The sequence below is a fragment of the Streptomyces sp. NPDC052107 genome (assembly GCF_040680215.1).
In the GTDB taxonomy this organism is placed as follows: domain Bacteria; phylum Actinomycetota; class Actinomycetes; order Streptomycetales; family Streptomycetaceae; genus Streptomyces.
Genome location: NZ_JBFAWG010000136.1, coordinates 1 through 12,976, shown reverse-complemented (window position 1 = coordinate 12,976; position 12,976 = coordinate 1). Strand labels below are relative to the sequence as shown.

The following is a 12,976-nucleotide window of genomic DNA, read 5'->3' as shown; positions in this document are numbered from 1 at the left end:
CGACACGACAGGGTTCGTGGTGCTGCCCCGGCGCTGGGTGGCAGAGCGCACGTTCGCGTGGCTGATGCATTCGCGCCGACTGGCCCGGGACTACGAGACGTTGCCGGCCAGCAGCGAGGCGATGATCCGGTGGTCGATGGTCACGCGGATGAGCCGGCGTCTGGCACGGCCACGGGCCGTCGGCCGACACTGAATGCCCCCGACCTCTCCTGCAGGAGCCACCCGCGCTCCGCCAGACGTCGGGCCTTCGAGCGCACGCCCTCGACCTTCGCCGGCGTTGTCTCCAAGCCCAGCTGAACCGTGATCTCCCTGGCCTTCAGCGGCCCCTGGCCCGCGGGCTGCCGCTCGTCGAGCACACCCAGAATCCGCTGGTAGTCCGGCGTCAGCACCGTCACCGGCAGTCCTTCGCGCCAAGGCGGCACGATCGAGCCCGGCACCGGCGCGGGCGAGGACACGGTTTCCGCCTCCGCCTCAGTCACGGCGGTCGTCTCGGCAGCCGACGCCGCCAGGGCCTCTACCAGCTCCTCCCGCGCGATCACCCGGCGGTCCAGCTCGATCTCCGCGGCCTCCAACACCCCAGCCAGCCGCGCGACTTCCACTCTCAGCTCTTCCACCCGAACCCGGGCCGCTGTCTCCCGCTCCTCCAGCATTCCCAGCACCGACGCCATCGTGCACCCCTCGATCACGGAGCCGAAAAAACAAGACGCCGCATGCCTCCCTCATTCCGAGCTGAACCATGCCTGACCAGTAGAAATCAAGCGATCATGTTCGGTTGAGATACGGCTTCTCACGCCCGCAGGGCATTTGTGCACGGCTTGTTGGGGCGAATCACGCCTGTGGCCGGGTACGCGGCGTGTGGTGCAGTCGTTCGCAGCGGTGCGACGGCCCCTTCTTTTCTCCCCTGGCGGTGACCCCGGCCAGATGGTCCTGTGCCCGGCCTGGCGAGCCGGTCACCGTCCGTCCCGCCGAAACGCAACCGCCCTTGCCTGTACGCGAGTTGCGGCTCTGGTTCAACCTCTTTGAAGCCCCACGCTGAGTGATCGACGTATGCCTGTGGGCGCTGCCTGTCCATGACTCAGAACGGTGGGTCTTCGCAGTAGCCGCCTGTCCCGTCGGACGCCCACCAGGAATCACGTTCCGCCTTGAGGCGGGCGTAACGCTCGCGGGCTGCGATGTCGTCCGCGTTCTCCAGGGCGCTGGTGTCGTGACCCCATGCCTTCATGGCGTCCAGGACGCCGTCTCGACTGTGGCGGTCGGTGCTGGTGGTCAGTAGACGGCGGGCGTGGTCGACCAGCTCAGCCCGGCGTGTGGTGAGGACGGGGTGCTCTGCGAGAGGGATCGCAGCGACCAGAGCCGCGTCGCGTACGTCCGCGGTGTCGTGGCTGAGAAGGGGATGGACAGTGATGGTCCTGGCTGTGTGGTGTTTCTTTGAACGCCGGGATTTGAGGTCGTGGATCTTGTGGCTGGATTCACCCGAGCAGGTCAGGGCTTTTGTGTGAGCAGCCTCACACCTGATTGACCGTGTACGGTCATCGGCCGTTTACTTTCCAGGACCTTTACAAGATCCATACACGGGGGGACTTTCGTGAAGTCTCAGTGGGCCGGCATGTCGTCGGCTCGGAGGGCACGAAGAGCGCGCGCCTGCCTTCTGGGCGGCGCCGTGGCCTCGCTCGTCCTGTCGGTGCTGCCCGGGTTGACCACTGCGGCAGCTGTTCCGATGTCGAGTGCGGCAGCAGGGACAGGGCTGGTCGATGAGACTACCGCGTCTGCCCGGGCTCAGGCGTCGGGTGAGCCGGTGGAGGTGACGACGGACCGTACCGAGTACTCCACGACCAAGGCGAACCCGGACGGCTCGTTCACGCTGACGCAGTCCACCACACCCCAGCGGGTGCAGGAAAAGGGCGGCGGGTGGGGCGCGGTCGATCCGGTACTGGAGCGTCGTGCGGACGGCCGGGTCGCTCCCAAGGGCGCGGTGGTGGACCTGTCCTTCTCCGGCGGTGGGCCGGGATCGGACATGATCCAGCTGGGCAAGGACGGACGATCGGTCACCCTGGGCTGGCCTGGTGCCCTGCCGACGCCGACGTTGAACGGTGCGACGGCGACCTATGCCAACGTGTTCGACGGGGTGGACCTGCAGCTGACAGCCACGGCTGAGAGCTACCGGGAAGTTCTCGTCGTCAAGACGCCCGAGGCGGCGCAGAACCCGGCGCTGGAACAGGTCAAACTCGCCGCGTCCGGGGACGGTCTGTCCGTGGTACCCGGAGCCGGCGGCGGTCTGAGGGCCATCGACGAAGACGGCAACGCAGTTTTCCGTGGCCCGGCCGGCCAGATGTGGGACTCGGCCGGTGACAGCGGCTCAGGACCGCAGACGCAGCTGATGCGCACCGACGCCGGGGGGCTCGCGAACGGACAGGCGCAGGACGACCCGTCACAGCCGGGACAGGGTGATGCCACCGCGGTACTGCCGGTGAAGGTCGACGACGGCGCGATCGCCGTGCACCCGGACCTGGACCTGCTGCGCGGCAAAAACACCGTCTACCCCGTCTACATCGATCCCTCGGTGGGCCTGGGTGTCTCGGAACGCACGAAGATCTCGTCGGACGGCGACAAGTTCTGGATGTTCGACGGGGACAAGGGCGTCGGCAAGTGCGGCACGGCCGACGGCTACTACTGCGGGGGCGGTTACGTCGACCGCATGTACTTCGAGTTCGCCCCGACCAAGCTGGCCGGCAAGTACGTCCTGGACGCGACCTTCCGGGCTCATGAGACGTGGTCGTTCAACTGCGACCCCCACTGGGTGGACCTGGTACGCACCGACAACATCTCCGAGGGCACCCGATGGCCCGGCCCCAAGCAGCTAGACCTGATGGGCGACCGCTACGTCTCGGCCGGCCGTGGTTCGCTGTGTAGTCCCGATCAGCCCGATTCCTGGATTGAGTTCAATGACAACCCGCAGGAATCGGACGAGAATCTCACCAACACAGTCCGCTCGTTCGCGGACGGCAAGATCAGCCGGTTGACGCTCATGCTGAGGGCTAAGGATGAGAGTGACCCGCGGGCCTGGAAGCGTTTCGACGACAGCGCCGAACTGCAGGTGAACTTCGCCTACAAGCCGGGCGTGCCGACCAACGTCGGCATCATTCCCGGTGACGGCACCACCGCTTACTGCAACAAGTCCTCCACCGATCCTCTCGTGGTGACCCGCAAGGACCCCATGGTGCAGGCCCGGGTGCAGACGCTGGTGGAAGCCCACAAGGGCAGCGACGAGGGCTCGCTCCAGGCCGAGTACGTCGTGGAGCGCGGCGACGACGCGGCCTGGCATCAGGTGTGGACGGGGCACAGGCCCGACACGGGCTGGGACCCGGATGAGACGCTGGAGAACACGCGCACGAGCGACCGTGCCGATGGCGGCCTGTACCGCTACAAAGCCCGGACACAGTCCCACTGGTCGTATGCCGGAAAGAGCGGCGACCTGTGGTCTGCCTATAGCTCCTGGTGTTACTTCAAGATCGACTCGTCGGCGCCGAAGGCGCCCCGGATCACTGCAGGCTCCCCCTACACCGAGTGCGGCGACGTCTGCGAAGGCCACGGGGGACCGGGCGTGCCCGGCTCCTTCACCTTCCAGCCCAACGCCGCCGACTTCACAGGCGGGCACACCGACGTCACCGCCTATGAGTGGAAGCTGCTGTCCACGCCTGCCCGACAGGTCACAGGCGGGCTCAAGGTTGACGTCAAGGACGTGAAACCCCCGCTCGCGGGCACGCAGGTGCTCTCGGTGCGGGCTAAGGACGTCTACAACCGGTGGGGCACTCCCGCGGAGTTCACATTCAAGGTGGCTCCGGCCGCAGGAGCCGTCGGCCGCTGGCACTTGGACGACGCCGCTCCCGGTTCGGGAGCCACAGTGGCCAAGGACAGTGCGACCGGGGGCACTCGCCACGACGCCACGCTCTACACCTCACACGCTGGCTGGTCGACCCTCGGGCGCCGGGGAGAGTCCGACTACTCGCTGTACCTCAACGACTCCAGCACTGACACCACGCGTGATGGTTATGCGGCCACTGGGGCACCGGCGGTGAACACCAAGGACTCCTTCACCGTCTCGGCCTGGGTGTACCTGACCGATGCCTCACAGACGCATGTGGTGTTGTCGGCGCCGGGCACGTCCGCATCGGCGTTCACGCTGTACTACTCCGCGAGCTACAAGAAGTGGGTATTCAACCGGACTGCCGCGGACACTATGAACAGCCCGGTCTACCTCCGGTCGATCGCTGATGCCGGGGCGCCGCCGCTGAATGTGTGGACGCACTTGGCGGCCGTTTTCGACACCGAGGGTGACACCGACAAGACGAACGACACAATCCAGTTGTTCGTCAACGGCCGCCCGCAGGGCAAGCCGGTTGTGCTCAACGACCTGTCCACCGCATACCAGCCCTGGACGTCCACAGCCGGCCTTCAGTTCGGCCGTTCGCTGGTCGGTGGGGTCGGGGGCGAGAACTTCCGCGGCCGCATCGACGAGGTCTCGGTGTGGCAGTACGCCCTCAGCCCCGAGCAGATCGCTCAGGAGGCGGAGCTCACCCAGGACGGCGTGGCGGCCAACGAACTCGTCGCGGACTGGGACGCCACCTCCTCCACCGGCACCCAGGTCAAGGAACTGACCCCCTACCCTGCGCCACCGCTCGCGCTGTCCTCCACCGGTGCGGTGCTGGACGAGGACAACAACACCCTCGTCCTGGACGGAACATCCGGCTATGCCTCGGCAACCGGCCCGGTGACCGATGAGACCGGATCGTTCACCGTCTCGGCCCATGTGAGGCTGGATGCCGAGAAGCTGGCGTCCAAGCCGGTCGGCTACCAGGCCCAGGTGGCAGGCCAGGCGATCGACGGTGAATCCTCGTGGGCCTTGTGGGTGGTCAAGCCGGCAGTCGGCATCTACCAGTGGAAGTTCACCCGCACCGCCGTCGGACCGGACGGCAAGGTCACACAGAGCGCTGAGGTGGCAGCCGGCGATCCCGCCGAAGTTGACACCGGGGTGGACGTCACCGGCGTGTTCGACGCACAGGAGACGTGGCAGGGAACCGACCCGGCCGACGCGTCCCAGACCGAGGACCGGATGGGCCGACTGCACCTGTACGTGGGCGGTCTTGAGCAGCCCGGCGAGGACAAGTCCGGGTTCTCAGCGGTCCAGCAGGGCACCGGCGTGCTGTCCGCAGGCAGGGGAGCGGCCGGCGGATCCACGGGATACTACCTGCCCGGTTCGCTGGAGTCACTGCGGGTGTGGACCGGGGCGATGAGCGCCGACCAGATCCGCTCTCAGGTGCTGGACGTCGACTGACAAACAGTCATTTACGAACAGGCGGCCCGCTCCTTGAGCGGGCCGCTCGACACCGGACGCCTCAAAGACGCCTCCTCATTCTCTTTTTCTCCTCCTCAATGGCACGCGCCCGGCGTGACACAGCCTGGCGCCGCGTAGGAAGAACCCGCCATGAATCCCTTTGGCATACCCAGACCATCACCAGGCCGTAGGGGCAGAAACGGAAAACGCTGGTCCCGTCACCTCGCTGCGACCACGGGTCTGGCGCTTCTGCCCGGCTTGCTGACTCCCGTCGCCTTCGCCGCGGACACCGACCCACTGGGACGCCCGCACCTGAAGCCACCACACGCCACGAAGGTCAGCCCCTTCACGGCCAAGGTGAATAAGAAGGCAGCCGCCGAAGTACGCAAGGCCGCCGAGGCCGACCGGGCGGCGGCCGCCCGAGCCCGCCACGATCAGCAGCGCAAGGTCACGTGGCCGAAGGCCGGCAAGGCGTCGCTGACCGTCCCGGGCAAGGGCACCGTCGAGGCTGCCCCGGGCTCCCTGCCCGTCACGGTGACCGCTCTAGGCAAGGGCAAGGCGGCCAAGTCGGTCACGGTTGAGGTCCTCGACCAGAAGACCGCTGCCGAGCTCGGTGTCAGGGGAGTGGTCCTCAAACTCACCGGCCCAGAGACCGGCGCCAAGGCCCGCCTCGGCATCGACTACTCCTCCTTCGCCGCAGCCTACGGCGGTGAGTGGGCCGGCCGGCTGCAGCTGATGCGCCTGCCCGACTGCGCCGAGAAAGATCCGGCAACGGCCAAGTGCCGCAAGCGTACTGACCTCGACACCGTCAACAACCGTCACAGAGACAGCATTTCCGCGCCGGTGACCCTCGCGTCCGGCGGGCAGCCCATGCTGCTGGCCGTTGCGGCAGGTACGAAGTCCGGTGCCGGTGACTACAAGGCGACGCCGCTTTCCGCCTCCTCGACGTGGGAGGCCGGCGGCTCCTCCGGCTCGTTCACCTGGTCCTACCCCCTGCGCGTGCCACCGGCTGCGGCCGGTCCCCAGCCGGACCTGTCGATCTCATACGACTCGGGAAGTGTCGACGGCCAGACAGCGAACTCGAACAACCAGGGCAGCCAGATCGGCACCGGCTTCGACCTGACCTCCTCCTACATCGAGCGCAAGTACGGCTCCTGCGACGACGACGGCCAGGACGGCAAGCACGACCTGTGCTGGAAGTACGACAACGCCTCCCTCGTCCTAGGCGGCAAGGCCACCGAGCTCGTCAAGGACGACACCACAGGCAAATGGCGGCTGAAGGACGACGACGCCTCCACCGTCACCCACTCCACCGGCGCCGACAACGGTGACGACGACGGCGAGTACTGGACGGTCGTCACCGGCGACGGCACCAAGTACGTCTTCGGTCTGAACAAGCTCGACGGAGCCGGCGCGGACGACCGCACCCAATCGGTCTGGACGGTGCCCGTCTTCGGCGACGACGAAGGCGAACCCGGCTACACCAGCGGTGACTCCTTCTCCGGCCGGCACAAGACGCAGGCCTGGCGGTGGAACCTCGACTACGTCGAGGACACCCACGGCAACGCCGAGTCGTACTGGTACACCGCCGAGCACAACAACTACGACATGCTCGGTGACGACAACACCGGCACCGACTACGTCCGCGGCGGCTACCTGAAGGAGATCCGCTACGGCCAGCACGCCGGCGCCCTCTTCTCCGCCTCCCCGGCCGCATCCGACAAGGTCGTCTTCACCTACGACGAACGCTGCCTGGCCTCCGGCACCGGCTGCGACTCGCTGACCAAGGACACCCGCGACAACTGGCCGGACGTCCCGTTCGACGCGATCTGCAAAGACGGCGACAAGTGCACCGGCAACGTCGGCCCGGCGTTCTTCACCCGCAAGCGGATGACGGCGATCACCACCTACGCCTGGAACGCAGCTGCGTCCGCCCCCGCTTTCGAGCCGGTGGACGTCTGGTCCCTCAAGCAGCTCTACCTCGATCCCGGCGACACCGGTGACTCCACCGACCAGTCCCTCTGGCTCGACGAGATCAAGCACACCGGCAAGCGCGGTACGGACCTCTCCCTCGACCCGGTCAAGTTCAGCCACGTGATGCTGCCCAACCGCGTCGACGGCGCGGCCGACGACATCCTGCCGCTGAACAAGCCACGGCTGAAGACCATCACCTCCGAGACCGGCGCGCAGACGATCGTCACCTACATGGACGCCGACTGCACCGCAAGCGGCACCAAGCCCAAGCTGGACGAGAACACCAAGCGCTGCTACCCCGTGTACTGGTCGCCCAACGGCGAGAAGGACCCCATCCTCGACTGGTTCCAGAAGTACCCGGTCAGCTCGGTGTCCACCACCGACCCACAGGGCGGCTCCGAAGCCGTACAACACGGCTACCAGTACACAGGCGGCGGTGCCTGGCACTTCGACGAGGACCCGCTGACACCCGCCAAGGAACGCACCTGGTCCATCTGGCGCGGCTACCAGCAGGTCACCCACCTCACCGGCATCTCCGGCCACACCCAGAGCAAGGAGACCACGGTCTACCTGCGCGGGATGAACGGCGACCGCGTGCTCGGCCCGGACGGCAAGACCCCCGACCCGGACAAGCGCAAGACCGTCAAGGCCTCCGGCATCAAGGCCGGCGAGATCACCGACTCCGACCAGTACGCCGGCTTCACCCGCGAATCGGTCACCTACAACGGCAACACCGAAGTCAGCGGCACCATCAACGACCCCTGGTCGAAGCGGACGGCAACCCAGCACAAGTCCTACGCGGACACCGAGGCGTACTACGTCCGCACCGCCGCCACCCACACCCGCACCAACATCACCAGCAAGCTCACCCCGTTCGACCGGGTGAACACGGTGAAGACCACCTACGACGACTACGGCATGGCCGAGACCGTCGAGGACCAGGGCGACGACGCGGCCACGGGCGACGAAAAGTGCACCCGCACCTGGTACGCCCGCAACGACGACAAGGGCATCAACTCTCTCGTCTCACGCACCCGCACCGTCGCCGCGTCCTGCGCGGCCGCGGACTCGGCGCTCGACCTGCCCGCCGACTCCAAGCGCGCCGGTGACGTCATCTCCGACACGGCCACGGTCTACGACGACACCACGGCCACCACCTGGTCGGCATCGCAGAAGCCCGTCAAGGGCGATGCCACCTGGACGGGACGTGCCAAGGGATACGGCAGCGACGACACTCCCACCTGGCAGAAGGTGTCCACAACCTGGTACGACCCCCTCGGACGCCCCAAGACCGTCAAGAACACCAACGACCTCACCGTCTCCTCGACCACCTACGTGCCTGAGGAATCAGGCCCGTTGACGTCGACCGTGGTCGCAGACGCCAAGTCGTACAAGACCACCACGGCTCTGGACTTTGCGAGCGGCGCGGACCTGAAGGTCACCGACCCCAATAACAAGGTCACCGAGAGCGAGTACGACAGCCTCGGCCGCATCACCAAGCTCTGGCTGCCCAACCGTTCCAAGACGCTGGGCAAGACCCCGAACTACGTCTACGACTACCACATCACCAGTGACGAAACGGGAATGTCCTGGGTGTCCACCGGCACCCTGAAGTACGACGGCTCCGGCTACAACACCAGCTACGAGTTCTACGACTCCCTGCTGCGCTCGCGCCAGGTTCAGACGCCGACCCCGCAGGGCGGCCGGCTCATCTCCCTGACGCTCTATGACGCGCGGGGTCTCGCGGTCAGCCAGCAATCCGACATCTGGGACAGCAGCTCACTGCCCAGCTCCCAGGCTGCGGAGATCTCCGGCGGTCAGGCGCCCATCCAGACGGACACGACGTATGACGGCGCGGGCCGGCTGACGAAGGCGGTGACGAAGGTACACGGCGACACCCGCTGGACGATCGACACCGCCTACACGGGCGACACTGTCGCCACCACCGCCCCGACCGGCGGGCAGGCGACCGCCGTGGTCACCAACGCACTCGGCCAGACGACCCAGCGCCGCGAGTATGCCGGCCCCACGCCGACCGGTACGGACTTCACCACGACTGACTACACCTACACCCCTGCTGGTCAGCAGGAGACGGTCACGGGTCCCGACCACACCAAGTGGTCGTACACCTACGACCTCTTCGGCCGCCAGGTCACGGCAACAGACCCCGACAAGGGCAAGACCACCACCGCGTACAACACCCTCGATCAGGTCACCAGCACCACCCCGAACGACGACCCGTCGAAGAAGCTGCTGTACGCCTACGACGACCTCGGCCGTAAGACCGACATGTGGCAGATCGACAAGACCGACGCCAACAAGCTCGCTGCCTGGGGCTTCGACCAGCTCGCCAAGGGCCAGCAGGACACCGCCACTCGTTACGACGGCGGCGTGAGTGGTAAGGCCTACACCGAGAAGGTCACGTCGTACGACTCGATGTACCACGTGACCGGCAGCCAGCTGATCCTGCCCGACACCGAACCTCTGGTCTCCGGCGGCTACGTGCCGAACAAGCTGTCGTTCACCACCGGCTTCAATTTGGACGGCTCGATCAGCCAGTACTCCGCCCCGGCCGCAGGAGGCCTGGCCACGGAAACGGTCTCCTACACCTTCAACGCCCTAGGCCAGCAACTCACGGCCAAGGGCACCACCGGCTACCTGCAGGGCGCCGCCTTCTCCCCGCAGGGCGACCTGCGCCAGCTCACCCTCGGCATGGACGGTGCGTCCTCGGCGAAGAAGGCCTACCTCACGTGGGACTACGAGGAGGGCACCCGCCGCCTTACCCGCTCCTACGTCACTGACGACGTGCACGGTTACATGCCGCAGGAGTTGAAGTTCACCCAGGACGACGCCGGCAACGTCACCTCCATCTTCGACGGCACCACGCAGGGCGGCACGGCCAAGGCCGACTATCAGTGCTTCGGCTACGACGGCAGCCGCCGCCTGACCGAGTCCTGGACCCCGAAGACCGCAGACTGCTCGGCCTCCGGACGCACCGTTTCCAACCTCGACGGGGCGGCCCCCTACTGGACGTCGTACACCTACACCGACGCCGGCCAGCGCAAGACGGAGACGCAGCACACCGCGTCGGGCGACAAGTCCACCACGTACACCTACGACGACACCACCGACAACAAGCCGCACACCCTGGACAAGACCACCGGCGCCCGTGCCGCCACCTACTCCTACGACAGCAGCGGCAACACCACCTCACGCCCCGGGCCGACCGCCCAGCAGACCCTGGCCTGGAACACCGAGGGCGACCTGTCCAAGCTCACCGAAGGCACCAAGGAGACGAGCTACCTCTATGACGCTAACGGCGACCTGCTGATCCGCCGGGCCAAAGGAGACGGCGAAACCATCCTCTACCTGGGCGCAGGCACAGAACTCCACCTCACCACCAAGGGCACCACGAAGACCGCCTCCGGCACGCGTTACTACACGGCGAACGGCCAGACCATCGCGGCCCGCACCGCTAACTCCGGCGTCTCGGGCACGAAGCTCAGCTTCCTGGCCGCTGACCAGCACGGCACATCCAGCATTGCCCTCGACGCGAGCACGTACGCCGTCACCAAGCGCTACAGCACCCCCTTCGGCGCCCCACGGGGCACCAAGCCGACGTCCTGGCCCGACGACAAGGCGTTCCTCGGCAAGCCGACCGATGGCGCGACCGGCCTGACTCACGTCGGTGCCCGTGAATACGACCCCACCATCGGCCAGTTCATCAGCGTCGACCCGCTTTTGACCCTGGACCAGCACCAGTCACTCAACGGCTACGCCTACGCCAACAACACACCCGTAACCAGCGCCGACCCCACCGGCATGTGCGCGGAGGTGGACTGCCCGACCCGACCGGGCCCCGACTACGAGAACAACACCCCCGGAACCATCCCCCACAAGCCGAGAAAGTCCGCCAACACCATCTATGAAGAGGAGCACCTGAGTTACCACAGCTCAGGAACGGCGCCCACGAACAGCTCTGGAAATGTCAGCTCCGGCAACAGCTACAACGGCAACCTCTGCGCCCGAACCGGTCTGCCGCAGTACTGCAGCGCCCCGGTCAAGGGCCCCGGCGACAGCAACAGCTACGTCGGCAACTACCTGTCCAGCCTTGGAGGGAATAGCGACTTCTGGTCGGGCCTACTCCAAAGCTTCTTCGGAGGGGTCAGCGAAGCCGGCGGCACCATCCTCGGTGCATCGGGTGTAGTCGAATGCGGCACAGTGGTTCTGTGCGAAGCAGGTGCTCCTTCGATCGCTGGCGGCGCCGGAGCTGTTGTCTTCGGGAAGACGATGTGGGACTCGGGCTCAGACAAGCTAGGCCGCGCGTTTCGAGAGGCCGACGGAGAAGCCAGCGGTGGAAGGGCCGCTCAACAGCATGGTGATGCCTATGAAGAATGGCTTCAGGAGAAGCTTGGCGGCGGCGGCGGCTTCTCCGAGAAGGGGCGTCAGTTCGACGGTGCTTACGTAGACCCAGCCACTGGAAGGGGCACGTGGTATGAGGCCAAGTCAGGTCAGTTCTTCGAGAACACACTGAAAGATCCCAAGAGGTTGAGCAAGTTCTACTCGACCGAAGGACAGAAGGCGGGCATCGCTTCTGAGCAAGGGATAGACTATAAGGTGATCTCCGAGAACCCGATACCCGCTCAAGTAACGAAATGGCTCGACAAAAAGGGAATCCCTTGGGAAGTGATGTCCAGGTGACGCAAGAAGGAAGTGGTTGCGTTGAGCAGGTCGGTTGATTTCGATTTCACCTTTCGTCGATCGGTCGGCGTTGTCGAAGTGATCAGGATTCTGCTGGAATCCGGGATGCGGGCGTCGAATGATGACGATGTCTCGTACTTGATCGACGAGGAAGGAATGTTCGACTGGAAGAAGTCGGCGTCCTCTGGGTTGGATGAAATCATTTCAGCTATAGGGGATAAACGGCTAGTAGACCATACGGTCGGCATCACTCTCTACTTCCCTGACTCCATCAGCGGCGGTGACTTCTTGTTCCACCCAGGGAGAGAAGTGGTCTCATGCGTCATCGGTGTGAACCCGAGACGCTTGGAGGGGTCCATCTTCTGTGACATTGGGTGGTACGCGACCAAAATGATTCCCTGGCTAGAGCCATTGGGGCTGCTTGAGGTCGAAACCAGAGACACTGCGTAGGATTTATACGTCGGGCGGCCTGGCAGAGTGACCAGGCCGCCCGACAACCGAGCCGCCGTCTGCAGCTCGCGGCGGGCAGGACCCGGCTGCTCGGACTGCTGAAGGCGCCAGCGATCCCAGACCGCGCCCAGCGGGTGCTGGGGGTGGACGAGTTCGCCTTCCGGCAGAGCCGTTTTCAGGAAGCCTCATCACGCAGGACGCCCGTCACCACGCCGGAAGAGAGCGAACAGAAGGGCGGTGAGAATCCGCCAGAGTCCTTACCCCGCTGTGTCTTGAACAGGCACAGTGGGACGGGACTTCTCGACCTCCGGCAGCGCCCTGACGACGGAGCGCAGGCGCGCACGGGTAACTGCCTCAGGGTTGTCCCGTGACTGCTGGTCACGGGTGAGATGATCTTGGTGTGGCTGGTGTGATCACGGCGTCTGAGCCGTCCTGGATAGTCGTCCCGGGCCCTTTCGGTCCCGCCCCGCGGCCGGGAAAATCGGGTCGGTGCCCGTCCGGAGGACGTCGACGGTGCTT

Annotated in this window: 6 protein-coding genes; 4 read left to right on the top strand and 2 right to left on the bottom strand. The window is 65.9% G+C overall.

Translation table 11 applies throughout. The features are described 5' to 3' along the window. Positions 1–193: transposase (locus tag AB0M27_RS43980; protein WP_365731255.1), on the top strand; the 193-nt coding region annotated here is incomplete at its 5' end. Here the strand turns inward: AB0M27_RS43980 and AB0M27_RS43975 are convergent. Both AB0M27_RS43975 and AB0M27_RS43970 read right to left on the bottom strand, forming a co-directional pair. Beyond that, complete coding sequence (locus AB0M27_RS43975; protein ID WP_365731253.1) at positions 141–668, bottom strand: hypothetical protein; 528 nt, start codon at positions 666–668, stop codon at positions 141–143. The two genes, AB0M27_RS43980 and AB0M27_RS43975, sit on opposite strands and share 53 nt — an antisense overlap. Positions 669–1,075: 407 nt before the next feature. After that, complete coding sequence (locus AB0M27_RS43970; protein ID WP_365731251.1) at positions 1,076–1,222, bottom strand: hypothetical protein; 147 nt, start codon at positions 1,220–1,222, stop codon at positions 1,076–1,078. Between the two features lie 495 nt (positions 1,223–1,717). On the opposite strand from AB0M27_RS43970, the gene AB0M27_RS43965 reads away from it, so the two are divergent. The 3 genes from AB0M27_RS43965 (at position 1,718) to AB0M27_RS43955 (ending at position 12,457) form a co-directional block, all read left to right on the top strand. Then, a complete protein-coding gene (locus AB0M27_RS43965) occupies positions 1,718–5,332 on the top strand; it encodes a LamG domain-containing protein (protein ID WP_365731249.1) in 3,615 nt (1,204 codons plus the stop codon). Between the two features lie 150 nt (positions 5,333–5,482). Continuing rightward, entirely contained in the window at positions 5,483–12,007 is a 6,525-nt protein-coding gene (locus AB0M27_RS43960; RefSeq protein ID WP_365731246.1) for an RHS repeat-associated core domain-containing protein, read from the top strand. A gap of 21 nt (positions 12,008–12,028) precedes the next feature. Next, positions 12,029–12,457 carry a hypothetical protein gene (locus tag AB0M27_RS43955; RefSeq protein WP_365731244.1) on the top strand — a complete coding sequence of 143 codons (429 nt, stop codon included), beginning with the start codon at positions 12,029–12,031 and terminating at the stop codon, positions 12,455–12,457. Positions 12,458–12,976 lie beyond the last annotated feature (519 nt).

Excerpts from the sequence above, each read along its gene's own strand:
- AB0M27_RS43975 (WP_365731253.1), bottom strand. The coding sequence starts at position 668 with ATGGCGTCGGTGCTGGGAATGCTGGAGGAGCGGGAGACAGCGGCCCGG.
- AB0M27_RS43970 (WP_365731251.1), bottom strand. The coding sequence starts at position 1,222 with ATGAAGGCATGGGGTCACGACACCAGCGCCCTGGAGAACGCGGACGAC.
- AB0M27_RS43965 (WP_365731249.1), top strand. The coding sequence starts at position 1,718 with ATGTCGAGTGCGGCAGCAGGGACAGGGCTGGTCGATGAGACTACCGCG.
- AB0M27_RS43960 (WP_365731246.1), top strand. The coding sequence starts at position 5,483 with ATGAATCCCTTTGGCATACCCAGACCATCACCAGGCCGTAGGGGCAGA.